The sequence below is a fragment of the Tenggerimyces flavus genome (assembly GCF_016907715.1).
GTDB lineage: Bacteria > Actinomycetota > Actinomycetes > Propionibacteriales > Actinopolymorphaceae > Tenggerimyces > Tenggerimyces flavus.
Genome location: NZ_JAFBCM010000001.1, coordinates 1,716,992 through 1,738,932, shown reverse-complemented (window position 1 = coordinate 1,738,932; position 21,941 = coordinate 1,716,992). Strand labels below are relative to the sequence as shown.

General features: G+C 69.0%; 19 protein-coding genes. 10 read left to right on the top strand and 9 right to left on the bottom strand.

What is annotated here, in order from left to right; translation table 11 throughout:
- Nucleotides 1-14: 14 nt before the first annotated feature.
- The 3 genes from JOD67_RS41765 (at nucleotide 15) to JOD67_RS07980 (ending at nucleotide 4,241) form a co-directional block, all read left to right on the top strand.
- Nucleotides 15-482 (top strand): CGNR zinc finger domain-containing protein, encoded by a 468-nt coding sequence (locus JOD67_RS41765; protein WP_205116682.1) that lies wholly within the window; start codon nucleotides 15-17, stop codon nucleotides 480-482.
- A gap of 36 nt (nucleotides 483-518) precedes the next feature.
- Nucleotides 519-3,434, top strand: a complete 2,916-nt coding sequence (locus JOD67_RS07985; protein WP_205116681.1) for an ATP-binding protein — start codon at nucleotides 519-521, stop codon at nucleotides 3,432-3,434.
- Between the two features lie 180 nt (nucleotides 3,435-3,614).
- Nucleotides 3,615-4,241 (top strand): hypothetical protein, encoded by a 627-nt coding sequence (locus JOD67_RS07980; RefSeq protein ID WP_205116680.1) that lies wholly within the window; start codon nucleotides 3,615-3,617, stop codon nucleotides 4,239-4,241.
- Nucleotides 4,242-4,434: 193 nt separating this feature from the next.
- Here JOD67_RS07980 and JOD67_RS07975 read toward each other — a convergent pair whose 3' ends face one another.
- Complete coding sequence (locus tag JOD67_RS07975; RefSeq protein WP_307782316.1) at nucleotides 4,435-5,271, bottom strand: helix-turn-helix transcriptional regulator; 837 nt, start codon at nucleotides 5,269-5,271, stop codon at nucleotides 4,435-4,437.
- A gap of 89 nt (nucleotides 5,272-5,360) precedes the next feature.
- Here JOD67_RS07975 and JOD67_RS07970 point away from each other — a divergent pair, with 89 nt between their 5' ends.
- Nucleotides 5,361-6,146: a phytanoyl-CoA dioxygenase family protein gene (locus JOD67_RS07970; protein ID WP_205116678.1), complete on the top strand. Its 786-nt coding sequence runs from the start codon at nucleotides 5,361-5,363 to the stop codon at nucleotides 6,144-6,146.
- 166 nt (nucleotides 6,147-6,312) lie between these two features.
- Here JOD67_RS07970 and JOD67_RS07965 read toward each other — a convergent pair whose 3' ends face one another.
- On the bottom strand, nucleotides 6,313-7,566 hold the full coding sequence (locus JOD67_RS07965; protein WP_205116677.1) for an HNH endonuclease signature motif containing protein: 1,254 nt from the start codon (nucleotides 7,564-7,566) through the stop codon (nucleotides 6,313-6,315).
- A gap of 766 nt (nucleotides 7,567-8,332) precedes the next feature.
- Here JOD67_RS07965 and JOD67_RS07960 point away from each other — a divergent pair.
- On the top strand, nucleotides 8,333-10,102 hold the full coding sequence (locus tag JOD67_RS07960; protein WP_205116676.1) for an ATP-binding protein: 1,770 nt from the start codon (nucleotides 8,333-8,335) through the stop codon (nucleotides 10,100-10,102).
- On the opposite strand, the gene JOD67_RS07955 is transcribed toward JOD67_RS07960, so the two are convergent.
- The 5 genes from JOD67_RS07955 to JOD67_RS07935 all read right to left on the bottom strand — a co-directional run bounded on the left by JOD67_RS07955 (nucleotide 10,041) and on the right by JOD67_RS07935 (nucleotide 15,478).
- A complete protein-coding gene (locus JOD67_RS07955) occupies nucleotides 10,041-11,177 on the bottom strand; it encodes an acyltransferase family protein (RefSeq protein ID WP_205116675.1) in 1,137 nt (378 codons plus the stop codon). The genes JOD67_RS07960 and JOD67_RS07955 overlap by 62 nt on opposite strands.
- A gap of 189 nt (nucleotides 11,178-11,366) precedes the next feature.
- Nucleotides 11,367-13,466, bottom strand: coding sequence for a glycoside hydrolase family 36 protein (locus tag JOD67_RS07950; RefSeq protein WP_205116673.1), 2,100 nt, complete (start codon nucleotides 13,464-13,466; stop codon nucleotides 11,367-11,369).
- Between the two features lie 213 nt (nucleotides 13,467-13,679).
- Nucleotides 13,680-14,339, bottom strand: a complete 660-nt coding sequence (locus JOD67_RS07945) for an HAD family hydrolase (protein WP_205116671.1) — start codon at nucleotides 14,337-14,339, stop codon at nucleotides 13,680-13,682.
- 81 nt (nucleotides 14,340-14,420) lie between these two features.
- Nucleotides 14,421-14,870: a DoxX family protein gene (locus tag JOD67_RS07940; protein ID WP_205116669.1), complete on the bottom strand. Its 450-nt coding sequence runs from the start codon at nucleotides 14,868-14,870 to the stop codon at nucleotides 14,421-14,423.
- Between the two features lie 89 nt (nucleotides 14,871-14,959).
- Complete coding sequence (locus tag JOD67_RS07935) at nucleotides 14,960-15,478, bottom strand: VOC family protein (RefSeq protein WP_205116666.1); 519 nt, start codon at nucleotides 15,476-15,478, stop codon at nucleotides 14,960-14,962.
- 95 nt (nucleotides 15,479-15,573) lie between these two features.
- Here JOD67_RS07935 and JOD67_RS07930 point away from each other — a divergent pair, with 95 nt between their 5' ends.
- Both JOD67_RS07930 and JOD67_RS07925 read left to right on the top strand, forming a co-directional pair.
- Nucleotides 15,574-16,032, top strand: a complete 459-nt coding sequence (locus tag JOD67_RS07930) for a MarR family winged helix-turn-helix transcriptional regulator (protein WP_205116664.1) — start codon at nucleotides 15,574-15,576, stop codon at nucleotides 16,030-16,032.
- Nucleotides 16,033-16,062: 30 nt separating this feature from the next.
- On the top strand, nucleotides 16,063-16,626 hold the full coding sequence (locus JOD67_RS07925) for a DinB family protein (RefSeq protein WP_205116663.1): 564 nt from the start codon (nucleotides 16,063-16,065) through the stop codon (nucleotides 16,624-16,626).
- On the opposite strand, the gene JOD67_RS07920 is transcribed toward JOD67_RS07925, so the two are convergent.
- Complete coding sequence (locus JOD67_RS07920; RefSeq protein ID WP_205116662.1) at nucleotides 16,595-17,461, bottom strand: GNAT family N-acetyltransferase; 867 nt, start codon at nucleotides 17,459-17,461, stop codon at nucleotides 16,595-16,597. The genes JOD67_RS07925 and JOD67_RS07920 overlap by 32 nt on opposite strands.
- Nucleotides 17,442-18,923, bottom strand: a complete 1,482-nt coding sequence (locus tag JOD67_RS07915) for an ankyrin repeat domain-containing protein (protein ID WP_205116661.1) — start codon at nucleotides 18,921-18,923, stop codon at nucleotides 17,442-17,444. Before JOD67_RS07915 ends, JOD67_RS07920 begins: the two co-directional genes overlap by 20 nt.
- Nucleotides 18,924-19,311: 388 nt before the next feature.
- Between JOD67_RS07915 and JOD67_RS07910 the strand changes: the two genes are divergently transcribed.
- The 3 genes from JOD67_RS07910 (at nucleotide 19,312) to JOD67_RS07900 (ending at nucleotide 21,897) form a co-directional block, all read left to right on the top strand.
- Nucleotides 19,312-20,139 (top strand): S1C family serine protease, encoded by an 828-nt coding sequence (locus tag JOD67_RS07910; protein ID WP_205116660.1) that lies wholly within the window; start codon nucleotides 19,312-19,314, stop codon nucleotides 20,137-20,139.
- A 91-nt stretch (nucleotides 20,140-20,230) separates the two neighbouring features.
- Entirely contained in the window at nucleotides 20,231-20,677 is a 447-nt protein-coding gene (locus JOD67_RS07905) for a MarR family winged helix-turn-helix transcriptional regulator (RefSeq protein ID WP_205116659.1), read from the top strand.
- Nucleotides 20,674-21,897: an MFS transporter gene (locus JOD67_RS07900; protein ID WP_307782315.1), complete on the top strand. Its 1,224-nt coding sequence runs from the start codon at nucleotides 20,674-20,676 to the stop codon at nucleotides 21,895-21,897. The genes JOD67_RS07905 and JOD67_RS07900 overlap by 4 nt, the downstream gene beginning before the upstream one ends.
- The last annotated feature ends 44 nt before the right edge of the window (nucleotides 21,898-21,941 follow it).

The following is a 21,941-nucleotide window of genomic DNA, read 5'->3' as shown; positions in this document are numbered from 1 at the left end:
GTTAGCATGTCGGTGTGAGCCCGACTGCGCCCGCCCCCGGACAGTTGGAGCTCGTGCGCGCGTTCGTCAACACGCACAACGTCGAACGCCGGACGGACACGCTCACCTCCCCCTGGGAGCGGGAGGTCCGTGAGGCGATCCGGCTGGCGTTGGTCGCCAACCACGACCGCACCCCGGTGCCGCCGGCCGTCGTCCGGGTGCTCGACGAGGCGGCCGAGCGAGTCGGCCTGTCCGTACGGTTCACCGCCGACGGGTCGTTCGCCCTCCGGCCTGCGCGGCGGAGCCGGGTCGGGGACGTGCTGGTGGCGATGACCGAGGCGATGACCGACGGCACCTGGAGCCGGCTGAAGGTGTGCTGGGACGACGAGTGCCTGTGGGCGTTCTATGACAATTCGCGCGCCCGTACGGCCAAGTGGTGCTCGATGGAGGTCTGCGGCAACCGGATGAAGCAGAAGGCCTGGCGCGACCGCGGCCGGAGCTGACCGGAATTAAGTGGACGGACCTGGCATCCTGGACCGGTGCCTGCAGGGGGTGGGGCGGCGGAGATCACCGTCCACGTACTGGGGCCGGTAGAGGTACGGATCGAGGGCACGTCGGTTCGCCTGGACCGACCGCTCGAACGCGCGCTCGCGGCGAGGTTGGCGCTGGCGGCGGGCGCGAGCGTGCCCGACGACCGGCTGGCCCGCGACCTGTGGGGCGACACCGACCTGAACCGCCCGACGGCTCGCTTGCAGGTCCTCGCCTCTCGGCTGCGGGGCTCGCTCGGGTCGGTAGGCCCGGCGGCGCTGACCAGGTCCGGAGGCGGGTACGCGCTCGCCGCGACGACGCCCGACCTCGCGGCCGCCGAGGCGGCGAGTGAACGGCTGCAGGCCGCGGTCCGTTCCGGCGATCACGCGGCCGTCCGTTCGGCGGCTTCCGAGGCCGTCGCGCACTGGCGCGGTCCGGCTCTCGCCGACCTGCGCGCGATCCCGTACGCCCTCGGCGAGGGCGAGCGGCTCGACGCCTGGCTGTTGGAGCTGCGGATCGAAGGCTTGGCGGCCGACCTCGAGCTGGGCGGCGGCACTGGGCCGGAGGCCGTCGCGGAGCTGCAGGGGCTCGCCACCGAACACCCGTTGCACGAACGGCTCCGCGGCCTGCTCGCCGTCTCCTACTACCGGAGCGGACGCCAGGCCGACGCGCTCGAGACGTTGAGCACGCTGCGTACCGCCCTGGCCGACGAGCTCGGCGTGGACCCGAGTCCCGCGACGGCCGAGCTGGAGCTGCGGCTGCTCCGGCAGGAGCCGTCCCTGCTTGCCGCGCCACCGCCACCGGTCGCGCACACCCCCGACCAACGCCTCCCCGTACCCGCGACCAGCTTCGTCGGTCGCGACGACGACGTCGCCGACCTGCTGGAACGGGTGGTGAACGACGAGCTCGTGACGCTGCTCGGTCCTCCCGGGGCGGGCAAGTCGCGGCTCGCGATCGAGGTCGCCCGCCGCGTCGAACGACCGGTCACGCTGATCGAGCTGGCCCCGTTGACCGCGACCGACGACCTGTCCGGGACGTTCCTGCGGGCCGCCGGCCTGGACCGCGGCCCCGGCGATCCGTTGCAGCGCACCGCGGCCGCGTTGTCCGGCCGGCTCGTCGTGGTCGACAACGCCGAGCACGTCGTCGAGGCGACGGCCACGGCAGTCGAGGCACTGCGCCGGTACGGCACGCAGCTTGCGGTGATCGTCACTTCGCAACGCCCGTTGCTGATTAGCGAGGAGCGCGTGTACGAGGTGCCGACGCTGTCGACGGAGGCGGCCGCCAAGCTGTTCGACGATCGCCGGCTCGCCGGCTCCGGGCCGCTCGACCCGCAGCTGGTCGACGACGTGGTCGCGGCCGTCGACCGGCTGCCGCTCGGCGTCGAGCTCGCGGCCGGCCTGACCCGTACGTTGTCGGTGAGCCAGCTCGCCCAGCGCATCCACGACCGGATGCGGCTGCTGGTCGGCGGCTCACGGATCGACGGGTACCGGCATACGAGCCTGCGCGCCGCACTCGACTGGTCGCACGATCTGCTCGACCCCGTTGAGCAGATCGTGTTGCGGCGGGCGGCGATCTTCGCGGGCGGGTTCACCTTGGAGGCGGCCGAGGCGGTCCTGCCGGACGACCTGCTGGACGCGGGCGGGGTGGCGCCTGCGCTGATCGGGTTGGCGGACCGTTCGCTGGTGGCCGTACGTTCGGCCGGCGACGGGAAGCGGTTCGTGCTGCTGGAGACCGTTCGCGACTATGCCGCCGATCGGCTGCGGGAGGCCGGCGAGCAGTCCGACGTTCTGGCGCGGGCGTTGCGATGGGCGCGGGAGTACATCGAGGCGAAGGACTACCTCATGACGCACTCGGCGGAGGCGTTGGAGGAGGTGATGTACGAGTGGACGAACGTGATCGCGCTGCTGGAGGCGGCGGTGCCGAGCGCGCACGGCGGGCTCGCGCTGGAGCTGGCGACCTGGACCGACGAGATCCTGATCAGCCGCGGGCGCTACCAGGACTGCATCCGCTTCTATGAGGCGTTCGTCGACGCTCCCGACGCCGAGGACGCGATCCGTGCGGAGGCGTTGAGCAACCTGAGCTACGCGTACGTGATGGTCGGCGAGGTCGAACGCGCTGCCGGCGTCCTCGTCCGGGCTGGGGAGATCTCGGCTCGGATCGGCAACGACGTCCAGCTGATGCGGGTGCTCTACCACCGCGGGATCGTGGCGATCCAGCGCGGCCTGCCGATGGAGGCGCTGTCGCCGTTGCGCAGTGGGCGGGCGCTGGCCGGGCAGCTGGGGAAGATGATGGCGCACTCGGCGTTCCAGGACGCGGAGGCGATCGCGCTGGAGTACGCGGGCGACCTGCCGGGTGCGTTGGCGCTGTACGAGGCGTCGCTCGAGGCGGACCGGGCGGCGAACAACGAGCACGGGCTGGCGCGGGTGGCGGGCATGGCGACGGCGTTGATCGCGACCGGCCAGATCGCGTCGGCGATCGAGTGCCTCGACCTGGCGGAGACCCATGCTGACCGGTTGGGCGACCCGGTGGCGTTGTCCGACATCCACGTCGGGCGCGGGCGGGTGCTGCTCGCGTCGGGTTCGTTGCCGGCGGCGATCGAGTGCTTCCGTTCGGCGTTGTCGCATCCTGATGTGGCGGAGTCGGATCTGCCGGGGCGGATGGCGCAGCTCGATCTGGCAGATGCGTTGTTGTTGGCCGGGGCGGTGGACGAGGCCCGTTCGCTGGTGTCGTCGGTCGTGGCGTCGTCGCCCGAGCACAACCTCAACTGGCTGGTGGCGCAGCCGCTGCTGGCGTTGCTCGCGTTGTCCGCGGGAGACGCCCCGGCGGCGGCTTCGCTGGTTGCTTCGGCCGCCGCCGAGTACGACTCGCGTTCCTTCCACTGGTGGCCGGCGGTGACCCGGCTCGACCGGGCTCGTGCTGGCCTTTGATCTCCCCCTGTCCCCCTGTCCCCCTGTCCCCCTGTCCTAACCGACGCGGGAACCGAGCGGCATGGCTCGCTTCACGTCGTACTCCTTCCGCGCAATGCCCGGCGCGTTTCCCAGCTTGGCGGCCGGACCATTCACCGACCTTTCACGGGACTCTCAACGGATGGCCCTATTCTTCGCGTTATGTCCGCTCCCGCCGCCGATGCCGTGTGGTCCCGCCGTTCGGACGGACGGCACGTGGTCGTGCCACTGCTCGGGGCGCTGCTTCTCGGGTGCTTCGTGGCTTTGGGAGTGCATGCGTTCCTGACGTACTGGGACGGTGTGGAGCGGGTGATCGGCGGTCTCTTCACCGGGCTGTTCTTGGGCTTGCTGCTGCTCTTCGTGGTCGTTCTGGTGCGCCGTCTGATCGGCGGTGGCGCTGGCCTCCCCGCGGTGGCACTGGACGCGTCGGGCGTCTGGTACGTCCGGGGGCCGCAGCAGACGCTGGTCCCATGGTCGGAGATCGCTGGTGTGGGAATCGGCTACCTGCACCCACCCACCGCGGTCGCCGTGGCGGGCTCGTCGCTGGCGATCCGCAAGAACTTCGCCCTCGAGGTCTTCCTCCGCGGCACCCGCCCCGAGTCCCTGGCTCCGTGGTCGGCCACCGAGCCCGCACCCAGGCCAGACCTCCCCACCGACCGCGTGCGCTACGTCCTCCTCGCCAGCGGCGACCGCCACGACCTCCAAGCCGCAGTGGAACGCCACGCCCCAACCCTCTGGCTCGGCGAGTACGAACGACGCTGGACCGCTCTGCACTTCCTCAACCAGTAACAACGTCCGGGAGGAGGCCCGTCGCGCGCAAATCGTCGCCGCGGGATCGGCCGAGCAGCCACGCCAGCAGGGAACGTTGCGTGCCACCGACCTCAACCGGCGCGACGAGATCGCCCGTCCACTTGTCCACCGGCCGACCACGTCCCACGCATCCCCCGGCATGCGAACGAACTCCTCAGCGAACGCCGCAGGATCATGGGACGAAGGCACGGCGGGCTTGTTGGCGGAACGTGCGGGGCGACAGGCCGTGGGCGTCGCGGAAGCACCGGGTGAAGTAGCTCTGGCTGGAGAAGCCGCACCGGTAGGCGATCTCCGTCACCGTCGCCGACCCTGCCGCGAGCAGTGTCGCGGCGTGCTCCAACCGCAGCGACGCCACGAACTGGGTCGGCGTCACGCCGTTGTGCAGGCGCATCGACCGGGACAGGTGCGCCGGGCTCACCGAGGCCAGCTCGAGCAGCCTGGGGACGCCGCCACGGAGGTTGGACTCGCGGCGCATCGCGAGGCACGCCCTGGTCAGCCACTCGGGCCGGCCCGCGGTCTCGTACGGCTCCGGCGCGTCCGCCATCAGCTCGATCGCGCCCGACCAGAACCGCACCAGGTCCAGCATCGTCGGCCGCCGGCCGAAGGCGTCCAAGGCCCCGTCGAACACCGACGTGAGCGCCGCCAACGGCACCGACGTGCACGGTGGTGAGGCCTCCCGCTCCCGCCCGTCCACCCCGGTCAGGTCCACGAACGACCGCCACGCATCCGCCGCGAAGGCCACGTTCACGAACGTCATCCCCGCTGGCGGCGAACCGTAGATCAGATGCTCGTCCCGCGGCCGTACCAGCACCAGATCGCCCGCCGACAACGGCCGCGCACCGCCGTCGGCCAGCCGGTGCCCGCCCGTTCCCGACACCACCGCCATGAACTCGAAGAAGTCCGCATGCCCGTGCGGCGAGGCCGCCGCCCGCGGGCCGAAGCTGACCGAAGCCGCGTGGAACGGCCGTCCCAGCGCGTGCGCTTCGAAGTTCAACAGGGTCGCGGCCACATCAAGAAAGTACATGTTCCTGCATCTCTAGTGATAGCCCAGCGGTCTGCGGCGAACGCACCATAGCCGTAACCGACGAAAGGGCAGCCATGACCACCATCACGGCCGATCGACGAGAGGTCCTCGAGAAGTACGACCGCGACGGGTACGTCATCTTCAAGAACGTCGTCGACTCCGACCTGATCAAGGAAGTGAACGCGCACGTCGAGTGGCTCCAGGCCAAGCACCCCGAGCTCCGCGGCGAGCAGCTCGGCAACACCCTGATGCCCAACGACCCGTTCTGGGTCCGCCTGGTCAGCGACGATCGGCTGCTCGACCTCGCAGAGATCTTCATCGGCCCGAACATCGCGCTGTTCGCGTCCCACTACATCTCCAAGCCGGCGTTCTCCGGCCAGCCCGTGCTCTGGCACCAGGACGCCGCCTTCTGGCCGCTCGAGCCGATGTCGGTCGTGACGCTCTGGCTGGCCGTCGACCACTCGACGCCGGAGAACGGCTGCGTCCGCGTCGTGCCCGGCAGCCACAAGCACGGCGTCGACGAGATGCGCGACAACAACGACGTGGAAAGCGTTCTGGGTAAGGAGATCGCGGTCGACGTCAAGGAAGAGGACGCCGCCGACATGGTGCTCGCGCCCGGCGACGTCGAGGTCCACCACCCGAACATCGTGCACGGCAGCAACGCCAACACCTCGCCCAACCGCCGGTGCGGACTGACGATCCGCTACATCCCCACGTCCACGCGGATCGTGACCGACGAGCCCCCGTGGCCGAGCGCCTTCCACCTGCGCGGCGAGCCCGGCGTGAACCCGTATCAGTCCCGGCCGAAGTACGTCGAGGGATCCCATCTGCCCTTCACCGGCAGCGAAAACTGGGGCTAGCCTCGATCCTGCGTCTGGTGGTGGGTTCGACCGGTCCGGCCCGGGCCAATGATCATGTTCACATGATCATTGGCCCCTTTACGTGGGGTGGACGGCAGGTAGAGGGGTGGTTGGCCGTGTGAGGTGACCGCTGGCGGGCGGCGCGCTCCGCCGGCCCCGGCCATGGTTAGGCGGCCGGGGTGAGGCGGTGGTTGCGGAGTGGTCGGCGCTGGGAGTCGATCCAGTCCGGGGGTAAGAACTCCGGTAACCCGTCGAGCGCGATGCGGACTTGCCACGCGCCTTGGTGGATCAGGCGGTGGTGATACCCACACAGCAGTACCCCGTTGTCGCGGGTGGTGGGTCCGCCCTTACTCCACGGGACAACGTGGTGGGCGTGGCACCAGCCTGGTGGCCGGTCACAGCCGGGGAACGCACAGCCACCGTCGCGGAGTTCGAGGATGCGGCGGAGTTTGCCTTGGAAGAGTCGCTGCTGGGTGTCGGTGAGGATGCTGACTCTGCCAGGCTGATCCTCAGGCTTCACCAAGTAGGTGCGGTCCGCCTCACACATCAGCTGCTCGACAAGTTTGCGGGACAGCTCGATCCCGGTGTGCAGAGTCCGCCCACCAGTCTGGGTGACGGTCACCACCAGCTGGGTCGGGTTCCCACCATGGGAAGGCACCAACCGCTCAGTCAACAACCGCCGGCAGGCCTCGTCCAAAGCATCCACATTGCGCTGCTCGGGGAACCGGGTGTCACGTCCGTCGGGTCCAGGCTGCGGCGCCGCCAACGGATCGAGAACCAGCTTGAGTCGCTCCCCGACCACCTTCGGCAGCCGGGCGGTGACCCGCCACGTCCCCGACGTGGCGTCGAAGGACATGCGCAGGAACCGATCCCGTTCGGCGCTGGCCTCTTCCTGTTTGAGCTTCAACTCCAGGACCTGGTCGGCAAGATCGGGAGCGACGGTCTCCAACAACCGGTTCCCGACCTGCCGCAGCGTGGCGGGGTCGAAGGTGACGGCCCCCTTCAGCAGCGTCGCCTCCACCTCCGAGCGCAGCTCGGGTGTCGAAATGTGGGAAGGCAGCAGCTGCACCACCCGCGAGATCACCCGCGCATGCGGAACAGAAATCTCACCCTCAGCCAACGCTCGCGCGGTCGCAGGAAGCTCGGCGTCGAGATGAGAGGCCAGCTTCACCATCGCCCCGGCCTCAGCCGAAGGAACACGAAGGACGCCGGCCACCCACTGCGCCGTGTTCGCCGCACCCGCCGACACGGCGAGGTTGCGGGCGTCGGCCTCGCGGATGAGCTCGAGCCGGCGGGCTTCGTGTTGGTTGAGGGCCGCCTGGTTGTCGAGGAGTGCGGTGGCGAGGTCGGCGTCGGACATCGACCATGCCGCAGCACCGGCGGCGGTGCCGGTGGTGTTCGAGCAGGTGGTCGATTCCATAGCGCAATTCTACCAGCCGGATCGGCTTAATGCCCAACCCGGCAAGGGAAACCTCCCGACATCATCCGCCACCACAAGAAGCCGAAGGCTCCACAAGCAACCGCAACACGGCCACAGACCCAAGGCGCAGGCAGGCCTTGCCCGGGACCCTGTTCCGGGGGCAGGGGCGGCGCGTGAAAAACAGGTGGCCGGGCCGGGGCGAGTCAAGGGCCGCAAAGCGGTCGCGAAGCGACGCCTCTCTCCTCCGCGAAGCGCCCCAGAGAGGCGCCCTTGACGCGCCCCGGACCGGCCACCACAATCGACCGCCGCCACAGCCCGACCAGCCAGCCCGCCCAAACACAGCAGGGCAAGGCAACTGCGAGGAGGAGAAGACCAGCACGCCCACATGTGAGGCGCTGCGCAGACGATTCGGAGAGTACGAGCCGTACCAGGGCAAGTTCGCTCATGCCGGTGAAGACGGTTTCGCCTCGGCTTGGGCGGATGCGACCTCGTCGCTCTACTCCGTTTCAGGCCCATGCGTCCTCGGTAGGTGGGCGCCGGCGATCGTTCGCCGAGAACTCCCCGCCTTCTACGCTTCGGCCCAGCTGAGTCGCTGGCTACCGGTCGAGTTGTTCGCCACCATCGGCCCGAATCTCGAGCAGGTCCGGCCGGTCCCACTCGTTTCGCGCGGGGAGGATCCTCGCGGCACTCGAGTTCGTGGTCGATCCTGCGTAATGGAGGTGTGCGGAGGGCGCGGGAAAGCGGTTCAGGGTGACATGATGTCTTGGTGGTTGGTCGCGTCGTCAGTCCCGTCTTCGTAGGTCGAACGGTCGAGTTGTCGCAACTCACCGAGGCCTTCCATCGTGCGGCGGCGGACGGTCCCGGTTTGGTGCTGGTTGCGGGAGAAGCCGGAATCGGGAAGACGCGGTTGGTCGCGGAGTTCGCCGGCCGGCTGGACAGTTCGGTCCGCGTGCTCCGTGGCAGCTGCCGCGACGGCGTTCCGTACGCGCCCTTCCACAGCACGATCCGCCAGCTCGTTCGCGAGATCGGCACGAGTGTCGTACGACAGATCCTCCCCGGACCCCAACGCAGCTTGGCAAACTGGCTGCCCGAGCTCGGCGCCGGCGACGACACGCAGGGAAAGGCCAAGCTGTTCGAGGAGATCGGCACCATCCTCGACCACGTCAGCACCGACCGTCCGCTCGTACTCATCGTCGAGGACCTCCAGTGGGCCGACACCTCGAGCCGCGAGCTCCTGACCCATCTGTCCGAACATCTCACCCAGCCAGGGATTCTGCTCGTCGGCATCACCCGCACCACTGCCGACAACGCCGTCGAGATCGGCCCACTCTCCAGTCACGAGGTGGGCAGGCAGGTCGCGTCCATCCTCGGCCGCGAGCCGGATCCGGCCAACGTGAAGCGGACCTTCGAACGCAGCCGCGGCAACCCGTTGCGCGTCGAGGCGCTGCTGGCCGCGGGCGACGACTCGGTCACCGAGTTGTGCGAGTTGTTCCGTGCCAGCTTGAGGAATCTCCCGGACGGTCCGCGCGCCGTTCTGCACGCTGCAGCCGTGATCGGCCGGCAGGTCGGACCCGGTCTACTCGCCGCGGCGGCGGGCAAACGCGAGACCGAGTTGGAGAATCCGATTCACCTGTTGGTCGATCGCGGACTGTTGATCACGACCGACACGGGATATTCGTTCCGCCATCATCTGATCTACGAGGCCGCGTACGCCGACATTCCCGCCGAGGAGCGCGTGCGGCTGCACGCCAACTGCGCGAGGGCACTGACCAACCGGCCATCCCTGCTCGCCGACGGTCGCGCGCACGAGCTCGCGACCCACTGGCACGCCGCCGACGAACCCGGTCGCGCACTCGCTGCCGCGTGGCGCGCGGCCGCCGCGGCGGCGCGGTCGTACGGCTTCAGCGAGCAGCTGCGCCTGCTCGAACGCGTTCTGGAACTCTGGGATCGCGTCCCGGACGCGGCCGAACGGATCGGGCACGAACGCGTCGACGTGCTCGAACTGGCCGCCGAGACCAGCCGCTCCGACGGCGACCCCACCCGCGGGCAGGCGTTCGCAACCGAGGCGTTGGCCGAGATCGACGAACGCAAGGAGCCCGAACGCGCCGCTCGGATGCTGCTGGCCAGGGCCGGCCTGAAAACGCGGGCGAACGAGAACGGACACGAGGATCTCCTTGTGGCATTGCGGATTCTCCCATCGGACGCCGCCGACCTCACCCGCGCCACCGTGCTCGTCGAGCTGGCGGCGAGCGAGCTCGAGGACGAGAGCGACGTCGACCAGGCGAGCACCTACGCTGAGCAGGCTTTGGCGATGGCCCACGGCGACGCGCGAATCCGGGGCCGCGCACTCGCGGTGGTGTCCGGCGTGGCCGTTCGCCGCGGCGACCTCGCCGCCGCGGCCCGGATGCGGGACCAGTCCCGTGAGCTGTCCCGCGCCTCCGGCGACCGCGACCTGGAAGGAAGACTCGACCGGCTCAGCCCGCGGCCCGCTGCCCCGGCAGGTCGACGTGAGGACGACGGCGACCCCGACGGCTGAGCACGAACAGCAGGCCACCGAGCACCGTCGCGAGAATCGGCAACCAGGCAAGGCGAAGCAGGACCCAGCTCACTGACTCCGGCGACCCGATCAGCCCAGGAATCACCGACGCCAAAGCCGATCCGACCAGGACCGTGATGAGCAGCGCGCTCTGGTGCCACAGGTAGATCGGCATCGCGAACGCGTTCATCATCTCGACCGATCGCGACGCTCGGTCCAACTTGTCGCGCACGAGGAGGAACAAGCCGAGCTGGATCGCGGCGAGCGCGAGTGCCATCAGCGAAGGTGGGTTGAGGTTCGAACGTTCCGCACCGGTGACACCGACCATGCTGAGCGGGTAGCCGGCGTACGACACGAGCACGAACGCGGCGGCAGCACCGGCGGCGACGAGGACGAGCGCGACCCCACGGTGGCGCAGCCCGCGACCCGCGTACGCGATGCCCAACACGTACGGAACAGCCCATGCGCAGGGAATCGCGACCCAACCGAACGCCGAGGCATGAATCGGCCCGTACTGCAGGAAGTCGGCGATCCCCACCACGGCGACGAGCGGCATCGCGGCTGGCGCGCCGAACCGTGCGACCGCGGCGCGCAGCAGCGGCGTCGCGGCCATCAGGACCGCGAGCACGCCGAGGAACCACAGCGGCGACACCACGAACATCGCCGCCTTCTTCAACGTGTCGAACGGCAGCCCGCCCACGAGCAGCGCGACGAGGATCGGCAGCCAGAACGCGACCAGGATCCCCACGCCAGCGAGGATCTTCGCGAACCGGCTCGCGATCCACTGACGCCAGCCGGGCCGCCGGCGGAGACTCACCGCCGCGGCGAACCCGGCCGCGAAGAAGAACGGCGCGAGCGTCTGGAGCACCCAACTGATCGGCGTCAGCGCGGGCACGTGCTGGAGCGGGCTGGCGACCGACCAGCCGGAGCCCGTGATCACCACCGCGGTGACCAGCCAGTGGCCGAGCACGACGCCGACGATCGAGAACGCGCGCAGGGCGTCGATCGCCCGGTCGCGCTCGGCGGGGACGTGCGTCGGGTGGCGGGTGGTGGGAGCGGGCAGTGTCGTTGTCACGGGCCGGAACGTACGGACGACCTGACCGGCGGCACGTCACCCCGAAGCGCTCACTCCCGCGTCATACCGGGGCACTACGGGACGCCCCCGCCCGCCTCCCGTCCGTGATCATGTACGTGATCATGAAGGGAAACCCGGCCTATATGACCAGTCCGGCTTCATGATCACGTACATGATCACCGGTCAGGGTCAGCGGCGGCGGACGCGGAGGAGGCGGGCGCTGGGGGCGGGGGGCAGGGTGAGGCGGAGGACTCCGGTCGAGCGGTCCCAGCTCGCGGTCGTCGGCAGGTCGGTCGGGTACAACACCTGCACGGTGCTCGGCAGCCCTGCCAGCCAGGGCAGCTTCAGGTGGCAACGGTCCAAGCCGCCCCGGCGCCAGACCGCGAGCAAGGTGTCCTCGCCGTCGTCCAGGGCGAGCGCCACCCACGGGTCGTACCAGCCCGGCAGCCCGAGCGGCCAGCGCGGGACCGAGGTACGGATCTGCGAACGGATCGACTTGTACGCGTTCAACGCCGCGCGCACGCGACCGAGCTGGCGGCTGCTCATCAGGTCGATGCGGCCGGACAAATGCACCCGCCCGAGCATCGCGTTGACCATGCAGAACGCGTTGAGCTCGTTGTCGTAGTCCGGCTGCGGATACGCCCACACCGCGGCCTGTTCCGGCGTCACCCCGGTCGGCGAAGCCGCCGCGATCGACGCGTACCGCACCGGGTCGGTCTGGTCGCTGGTCGAGTGGATCGACAGCCGCGCGAGCTGCGCGTAGTCCGTGCGCATGCCGCCCGACGAGCAGTTCTCGATCACGAGGGAGGGATGCCGTACGAACAATCCGTCCAACCAGGCAAGGAAAGCGCGGTTGTGTCCGAGCAGTCCGTCACCTGGCGCGTCGGCGTCGACCTCGGTGCCGACCCCGATGTTCACGTTGTAGTCGAACTTGAAGTAGCCGACGCCGAGTTCACCGACCAGCCGGTCGATCACGCCGTCCATGTGCGCGATGACGGCCGGATGCCGGTAGTCCAGGTGGTAGCGGCCCTTCTCCTCGGCACGCCGCCCACCACGCATGAAGAACGCCTCGTCCGGCAGCTGGTCGGCGACCGCGCTCCGGATCCCGACGACCTCGGGTTCGACCCACAAACCAGGGACCATCCCAGCCGCGCGAACCTGGTCCAGCAGCGACGCCAGGCCGTCGGGGAACCGCGTCGTCGACGGCTCCCAAGCGCCGACCGTGTCCCACCAGCCCTCGTCGTCGGCGTACCAGCCGGCGTCGATGACGAAGTACTCAGCACCGGCCTTCTGCGCCGCCGCGATCAGCGGGAGTTCCTTCTCCGTCGACGGATCGCCGAACAGACAGTTCATGTAGTCGTTGAAGATGACCGGGAGTCGCTCGTTGTCCGGGTTGACGCGCCGGATCGCGCGGCGGTACGCGGTGAGCTCCGCCACCGCTCCTTCGAAGCCGCCGCCCGACACCGCGAGCGAAGTGGCAACAGTGGTGAACGTCTCACCCGGCACCAGGATCTTGCGCCACTGGTGCTCCTGGTCGGTGGGACCGCTCGCGACGAGCACGAGGTCCGGCCCGAGGTCGACCAACTCCCAGTGCCACGGGCCGTTGTGCTCGACCTGCCACAACCAGGTCTGCCCCTCGACACCGTCGATCAACGCACCCATCGGCAGGTAGTCGCCGGTCGACCAGCTGCCCACGCCAGACAGCGCGAACCTGCCTTGCGTACTCCCGCGTCCCGGCGTCTCGGCGTAGCTGACGAGACCGGCCTGGTTGAGGTCGAGCCGTTGCCAGCGCAGCTCCGCACTCCACGCGTTGCGCGCGAGCAGCACCTGCAGCCGGTCGGCGAACGAGCCCTCGTTGACGAAGCCGGTGAGAACGAGAGTGGAACTGTAGACGACGGTCTGTGCCACCTCGCCTTCGTTGCACACGTCGTTCCACATCCGCAGCGCGGAGATGTCGTCGAACTGTTCGACGAACGTGGTGACACGAATCCCGCTGGTGGGGTCACGTTGCACGATCTCGAGGTGCCGGCCGCTCTCGGTCGTCTCGTGCGAGACGTACCGAAGTCTTCCGGTCGCGGCCTGATTGCGATGCCCGGCGGAACCACCGCTGCCGACCCGGCCTTCGCCCAACAGACCGAGTTCCACAAGTGGAACGCCCGTTGTGGAACGGCCCGGCTTCCCTTCCCTGGCGCCGATCCCAGCGACATGGACCGGCCCGTCCGGCACGATCTCGAGGGTCAGCTCGGCGCCGTTGGCGCCCCAGCGGATCACCGTGGGTTCACCGCTCAACGTCGACCCCTTTCGGGCGCAAGAGTCACTGTACGGGCGCTGTTTCCCAGGTAGCGGGACGTCAGTTGAGTGGCCACCCGAGGTTGGTCGAACCGACCCTAACCACCTGTGTGGAAGGCCTCCAACCCCGGTCCACCCTTCTGACTGGAAACGTTCACACCCCCGGTTTGGGGTACCGACCGGATCCGGTCAATGGCCCAGAAGTGACACCTGTCAAGGCGAACTTGTCAAGAGAGATGGGAGGTCTCGCATGTCGGTGAACACGACCGTGTTCGGCCCCTCGAGACGTTCGCCGGGTGTGACACCGCCGCCAAACGCGAACGCGCGCATGCCCGCGGCGCGTGCCGCTTGTACGCCGTGCTGGCTGTCTTCGACGACCGCGCAGCGGTGCGGTTCGACGTCGAAGTGCGCGGCCGCGTGCAGGAACAGATCGGGTGCGGGCTTGCCGTTCAGCACGTCGGTGGCGCTGAAGATTCGCCCTTCGAAGCGGTCGAACAGACCCGTCAGTCCGAGCTTCTTGCGCAGCGAGCTGTGCGTGCTGCTGGACGCGACACAGGTCAACGCGTCGCGCTTCGCGAGCGCGTCGAGAGCCTCGACGATGCCTTCCACCGCGACGAGATCGGTGATGAACCGTTCGCGATAGGCGGTACGCCACCGTTCGACCGCTTCCGGAGTGAGCGGACCGACGTTCGCCTCGACCTCGGCGATCACGTCGGCGTCCGAACGCCCGACGAACCTGTCGATGATCTCGCTCTCGGTCAGCGGCCAGCCGACCTCGGCGAGGAACGCATGGTCGATCTTGATGCCGAGCGTCTCACTGTCGACCAGCACGCCGTCGCAGTCGAAGATCACCAGGTCGTACGGTTCCGCCACGCCCTCGACTCTATTCACCACAGGCGAAGGTCCCCCACCGAGTACTGGTCGGTGGGGGACCGGAGTCCATTGTCGCGCTGGTCAGGCGGAAACGCCCTGCTCTTCGCCGAGCTTCGACCGACGGCGGAGCAGGTAGTGGTCGAGGCCGAGTCGCCCGGAGCCCGCCGCGGCGATCGCCACCGCGCCGACGCCGATGGCGAGAACGAGCTCGAAGCCGCCCTGGCTCGCGAACAGGCCGTTCGGCAGGTGCACCAGCACCAGCGCGCCCGCCATGTCGAGGGCGACCAGCAGGCCGACCAGCGGAAGCGCGAGACCGAGGATGAGCGCGACGCCACCGACGAGCTCGACGAACGTCGCGTAGTAAGCACTGACCGTCGGCAGCGGGACACCCATCTGACCGAAGCCGGCGGCGGTCCCGGCGAGGCCCTGGTCGGAGAGCTTCTGCCAACCGTGGGCTATGAGAATCACGCCGAGCCCGAGGCGGGCGACGAGCAGGGCGAGGTCGCGGGCGATCTGAACAGGAGAAGACATGCAGGTCCTTCCGTGGAGGGAGGCGCGGATGGATCGGCTCGTCTCCACAGAACGACCAAAGGGGCTTATCGGTTCAGAATGCGTCCAAACTATGAGATACGGGACGCGGTGCCGCCCGGCGTGAGCACGCCGTAGCGCTCCTCCTCGGCGACCAGGTCGAGCGGCCGGATGGTCTTGCGGCCCTCGAGGATCTCGTCGGTGAGCTGGTCGGCGGGGACCAGCCAGACGACCTCGAACTCGATCCCGTCGGGGTCCTTGCCGTAGAGGCTCTTCGTGCTGGAGTGGTCGCTCGTACCGACCAACGCGCCGGCGGCCAGCAGCTTGGACTGGATCGTGGCCAGCTCGGCGAGGGTGTCGACCTCCCAAGCCAGGTGGTAGAGCCCGACCGTCTGGCGTCCGGCCTGGGAGCTGCCGGCGTTCTCGCCGACCTCGAACAGGCCGAGGTCGTGGTCGTTGTCACTGCCGGCGGCCTGCAGGAAGGCAGCACCGGAAAAGCCATCGGGCGTCATGTCCAGCCGTCGGAACCCGAGCACGTCGCGGTAGAAGGCAACGCTACGGTTCAGGTCGCGTACGTAGAGAACGGCGTGGTTCAAGCGGGTGATCGGCAACGTCCGCTCCGATGTGTGCGTTGAGAGTTGAGGCCTCAACCTTGGACGGTAGCAGACACTGGTTGAGCGCTCAACAAATCTCGTATGATCCAGCCATGGCTGTGCGTTGGCTCGACGACTCCGAGCAGCAGACGTGGCGCGCGTTCATCTTCGCGCAGCGGATGCTGTTCGAGCAGCTGGACCGCGAGCTGCAGCGCGACGCCGGAATGCCGCACGCCTACTACATCCTGCTCGCCGTGCTGTCGGAGCAGCCGGGGCGGCGGTTGCGGATGAGCGAGCTCGCGGAGATCCTCGGGTCGTCGCGGAGCCGGACCTCGCACGCGGTGGCGCGGCTGGAGGAGTGGGGCTGGATCGAGCGAGTGGCGGATCCGTCCGACGGGCGGGGACAGGTCGCGCAGCTGACCCCGAAGGGCTATGCGGCGGTCGACGCGGCGGCGCCCGGGCACGTGGAGGGCGTACGGAAGCACCTGTTCGACCAGCTGACGCCGACGCAGGTACGACAGTTGCGTCGGATCAGCGAGTCGATCGTGGCGCACCTGAACTCGATGGACTGACGCGTTCGCCCTCTGCCAGGCTTGTCGATCATGACAGTCGCAACAGAGCCTCGGGTGTCGCTGCTCGTCTGGCAGCTGGACTTGTGTTGGTCGTTGTTCTCTCATCACTCCGCTGGTCTCACCGATGCGGAGTGCCTGTGGTCGCCGGCTTCTGCCGCGTGGACCGTTCGGCCGGATGCCGCGGGTCGGTGGGTGGCCGACTGGGAGGTGCCGGAGCCGTCGCCCGTTCCCGCGACGACGATCGGCTGGCTGACGTGGCATGTCGGCTTCTGGTGGACGTCGACGTACGACGTCTGCTTCGGCTCCGGTGCCGCACCGGAGCGCGAGTCCGTGGTCTGGCCGGGCTCCGCTTCATCGGCGGTGTCCTGGCTGGAGGAGCTGAAGGACTCCTGGCGTACGGCGTTGCTCTCGGTGTCAGCCGAGGAACTCGACTCGACCGCGCGCACCGCCGCCCTCCCGTTCGGCGACTCCCCCTTACCGTTGGGGGAAGTCGCCGCCTGGGTGAACTTCGAGCTGACGAAGAACGTTGCAGAGATCGGCCAGACCCGCCATCTCTATGCGCTCACGGTCGGGTCGGCCCCGACACCCGGATGAAGTTGCCGTCGAGCACCATCGTGAACTCCCGTCGGTACCAGGGCATGTCCTCCGGCGGGGATTCGGTCTCGATCCCCTGGTCCTGCGCGCGCTGGTAGCACTCGTCGACAGAGGAGCCGATCCCGACGATCACCGTCGCGAACGCCTTGTCCTCCTCGACGAGGTCGAGACCGACGCTGGCCGTCCATGGCCTCGCGGCCAGTCGGATGTACGTGTCGTGCTCGAACTCCACCCGCAGCCCGAGCACCCCGCAGAGCGCGCTCGCTGTCGCCTTGCTGTTGCGAACGGAGAGCATCGGCCGGACCGCCAGCACCTCGGGATCTCGCGGTTCGGCGGCTCGCGCCATCACGACCTGCTGGGCGAGATGATCGGCGTACACGCGCGGCATCCGTGACACCTCGTCGAGTCCCGCGCGTCGCGCGACGCCGATCGACGCGAGGTTCCTCGTGTCGATCCAGGCCTCGACCCCGTCGATGTTCGGTTGGGCGAGAAGGTGGTCGACGACGGCCCTCGCCGCTTCGCTGGTGATGCCGCGACCCCAGTGGTCGCGGCGCAGGTACCAGCTCAGGCCGCGGATCGTCGTGCCCTGGTCGTAGAAGACGCCGGCCCAGCCGAGGGCCTGCTCCGTTCCTCGGAGGCGGATCACCCATGTCAACCCGCCGTTGCCCGCCACGTCCTTCTCCAAGCGGGCTTCGGTTTCGTGGACATCCTTGGTGGCGTTCTCCTCGCCGTACGCGTGCACCTCGGGATCGCTCAGCAACGCGTGCAGGGCGACCGCGTCCCGCGCCGGATCGAGGGGAACGAGCTCCAGGCGGTCAGTGGTCAGTGTCTGCATCGTTTCCCCCGCTCAGCAACGCGATCGTCTCCGTACGTTCGAAGTGCTCGGCCCAACCCAACGGCGTGGCGTCGAAGTTGTTGTCGCGGAGAGACTGGTCGGCGCCTCTCTCCAGCAGCAGCTTGGTCAGCTCGACGTTGCCGTCGCCAGCGGCGCAGTGCAGCGCCGTGGTGAAGTCGCACTCCTCCGGCACGTCGCTGCGGCCGCGGGCATTGACGTCCCAGCCGTGGTCCAGCATCGTTGCGACGGCGTCGATTCGCCCTTGCGCGGCTGCCCAAACGAGCAGTCCTGGACGGGCGCTGCGCGCCTCCGCGACCGCGTCGGGATGGGCTTCCAGCGTCGTACGGTCTCCCGCCATGGCCGCGGCGATCACCGCGGCGACGGGGTCGAGCGTCGGACGCTCTGCACCCGCCGCGGCGAGGACGTCCGCGATCGCCGCATGGCCGTTCACCGTGGCCAGCTCGATCGGCGTTCCCCCATCGTCGTAAGGGGAAAGTACGTCCACACCGTTCGCTGCCAGCAGCCGGACGCGGTCGAGGAGCCCGTGCTGGATCGCCCACTTCAGCTGGGTGCGCAGCATTTCCGCGGGCGTCTCGCCCATCCGCTCTTCCCACGTGCCGCCGTCGCCGCCGAGCCCGTACTCGAAGAGCAGCTCGAGATGTTCGTTGCCTGGTTGGAACATCCGGTCATACAGCGTCTGGCTGTCGTTGGCGTTCGTGCCTGACTCGAGGAGCAGCCGCGCGAGGTCCTGCGCATGCGCTTGCCGCGGTTGGTTGTCGGGACCCTGCTCCCCTTCGCCGAACACACCAGTGATCACGGTGAACGGGTAAGGGCCGCCGTTCCACAGGTAGCCCTCGTTCGGATCGGCGCCGGCCTCGAGCAGCCGGTGCGCGATTCCGAGCAGCGTGTCCCTGGGTACGTCGCGAGCGATGCGCGAGTAGGAGAGATAGAACAGCGGGGAGCACCCGTACGGGCCGCCGCCCTTGCGGGCCAGCGACGGGTCGTCGACGAGGAGCCGTTCGACGGTCGCGGCGTCGAACGCGGCCGCTGCCGCCCAGATGTCGTTCTCGACGAGATTCGGCTGCTGGGTAAGGAGATCGCGTGCCTGGGCCCAACGATCTGGGCCGTCTCCGCGGGTGTAGATCAGGCACGCGAGCCGGCAGAACCGCGCGGCAACGGACTCGCCGTCCGGTGCGTCGGTGCGCACCTCCCAGCGGTAGCTGCCGGAGATCTCCACGAACTTCTTCAGCCGCGGCCAGCTGGGGAACCCGTACTCCCGCGCGATCACCAGCTGCGCGGTGGCGAGCGGGAAGGCCTCGCGGTCGGTGGCACCGGACGGGTAGCGGCTCTCGACGCGTTCGATGGCCTCGGCCGTACCGGCGCGAACGTCCTGCTGGAGGGCGCGCGCCTGCTGCTTGAGGTAGCCCAGGCTGGGATGGTCAGGGAGCGAAATGGTCGACATCGCCGACCTCCTTTCGTCTGCCTCGATGTCCGCGTCGTCGAGGTGAAAGGAGGGCGATGAGCCACACCACAATGAAGTCCTGCTCAGGTGGGCTGTGCCCTTTCCGCGGACCGGCGGCTCCCTGGAAGCCACACAGGATGCTAGCAGATCTCTCAGGTTCCCTTTATTCGTTGAGCCTCAGGAAGACCTCAGGTCGTTCTTGGGAGCGGCGACGAAGCTCTGAACCATGACTGAGACGCAGACCCCAGGAACTGTTCCCCCGCCAGCGCCCTGGAGGGCAGGGCCGATGTATGGCCCACCGTTCGGTCCGCCCTTCGGCCCGCCCGCGGCGCCTCCCCCTCCCCCGCCGGTCCCGCCCGCGGGCGGCCCGAAGGGACCACGCAAGACCATGCGGTTGGCGGCGGCGTTCGCGGCCGTGGCGATCGGTGCCGGTGCGATCGGCGGACTGGCCGGTGGCCTCGCTTCGGCGAACTCCGGCTCGCCCGTCGCGAGCTCGTCCGCGACGGGCTCGCAGATCTCCAGCCAGACCGCGGCGACGATCGCGGCCATCGCGAAGAACGTGTCGCCGAGCGTCGTGCAGGTCGAGGTGCAGACGTACAACGGCACCGGGATCGGCTCGGGGATCGTCTTGTCGTCCGACGGCAAGATCCTGACCAACAACCACGTGGTCGCCGACGCCGCCGACGGCAACGGAGAGATCAAGGTGACGTTCAACGACGGGTCGACCGCCTCGGCGACGATCGTCGGCCGTGACGCGTCGAGCGACCTCGCGGTGATCAAGGTGTCCGGCGTCTCCGGCCTGAAGGCCGCGACGTTGGGTGACTCGTCCAAGGTCCAGGTCGGCGACGAGGTCGTCGCGATCGGCTCGCCCGAGGGCCTGCAGGGAACGGTGACCTCCGGCATCGTCAGCGCGCTGAACCGCGACGTGACCGTCGGCGACTCCGCCCCCTCGCCGCAGAGCCCGTACGACCGGACCAGCTCCGGCTCGGAGCCGGAGACCGTGACGTACAAGGCGATTCAGACCGACGCGTCGCTCAACCCGGGCAACTCCGGCGGCCCGCTGCTGAACCTGAAGGGCGAGGTGATCGGGATCAACTCCGCGATCTACTCCCCGGCCAGCGGGAACGGGCAGCAGGGTGGCTCGGTGGGACTGGGCTTCTCGATCCCGATCAACCAGGCCAAGCAGATCATCGCCGAGCTCGAGGCCGGCAACTGAGCGAACAACGGAACGGCTCCAGCCCCCGGCCCCACCGGGGGCTTCGCCGTCTCCCCTGGAAGATACATAAGCACGTGATATAAACAATTACGTGGATTTTCCCGAAGACACGTGGGCGCCGCCGACGGAGCTGGTCGCGGCGCTGGAACGGGTGGTGCGACTCGTTCGGCGGCTCAGCCCCTCGACCGGCATGTCTCTCACCGCCGTCGGCACGTTGTCGACGCTGGATCGCGTCGGCCCGCACCGGCTGACCGAGCTCGCACTCACCGAGGCCGTCAGCCAGCCGGCGATGACCCAGCTGATCGCCCGGCTGGCGGACGCGGGCCTGGTCGAGCGGGTCGCCGACCCCGGCGACCGTCGCGTCGTCGTCGTACGGATCACCCAAGCGGGCAAGGACGAGCTCGCCTACCGGCGGAGCATCCGCACCGAGCGGCTCACCGAGCTGCTGGAGGACCTCGACCCGCGGCACCAGCAGGCGCTGCACGCCGCGGCGCCGGCGATCGTCGCGCTGAGCGAGCTCGCGGGGGTGCCGTCGTGACCACGGGGACAGCGACCGTCAGCCCGTTCCGCCAGCCGAAGGCCGTGTTCGCGGTCGCGTTCGCCTGCGTCGTCTCGTTCATGGGCATCGGCCTGGTCGACCCGATCCTGCCGGCGATCTCGCACGATCTGGACGCCACGCCGAGCCAGGTCACGCTGCTGTTCACGAGCTACCTGGTGATCACCGCGCTCGCGATGCTGATCACCGGGTGGGTGTCGAGCCGGATCGGCGCGAAGAAGACGCTGATCGCCGGGCTCGCGCTGATCGTGGTGTTCAGTGCGCTCGCTGGCACGTCGGGCAGCATCGGCGGGATCGTCGGCTTCCGCGCCGGCTGGGGCGTGGGCAACGCGCTGTTCATCGCGACGTCCCTCGCGGTGATCGTGGCGTCGGCGACCGGCGGGTTCGTGGGCGCGATCATCCTGTACGAGACCGCGCTGGGCCTGGGCATCGCCGTTGGCCCGCTGCTCGGCGGGCTGCTTGGCGAGGTCAGCTGGCGTGGCCCGTTCTTCGGCGTCGCCGTGCTGATGGCGATCGCGCTGATCGCGACCGTGGTGCTGGTCGAGCCCGTACCCAAGCCCGCGCGGAAGACCTCGCTCACCGAGCCGCTGAAGGCGCTCCGGCACCGCGGGCTGTTGATCATGTCGCTGACCGCGCTCTGCTACAACTGGGCGTTCTTCACCGTGCTCGGGTACGCGCCGTTCCCGATGGGCCTCGGCGCGATCCAGCTGGGGCTGGTGTTCACCGGGTGGGGGCTGCTCGTCGCGGTGTTCTCCGTCTTCGGCGCTCCGTGGCTGCAGCGCCGGCTCGGCATCGCGCGGACGCTGTACCTGAACCTCGCGCTGTTCGCCGTTGTGGTGTTGGTGATCGCGATCTTCACCGACTCGCCTCCGGTGCTGATCGTGTCGGTCATCGTCGCGGGCGTCTTCATCGGCGTGAACAACACCGTCACCACCCAGGCGGTCATGTCGATCGCGCCGGTCGAGCGGCCGATCGCCTCGGCGGCGTACGGCTTCGTCCGGTTCATCGGCGGCGGCCTGGCCCCGTTCGCCGCGGGCAAGCTGGTGGAGGCGACGAACGTGCACGTGCCGTTCTTCCTCGGTGCCTTCGCGCTGGTCGTGGGCATCGGTGTGCTGTCGCTGGCGCGCACTGAGCTGGGCGAGGCCGAACGCGTCCAGGCGGCGTCCGTTCCCGTCGCACCCGCGGTCGCCGCATCACCATGATCATCAACCAGGCTTGGGATTTGGTGCCCTTCAGCACAGGGTAG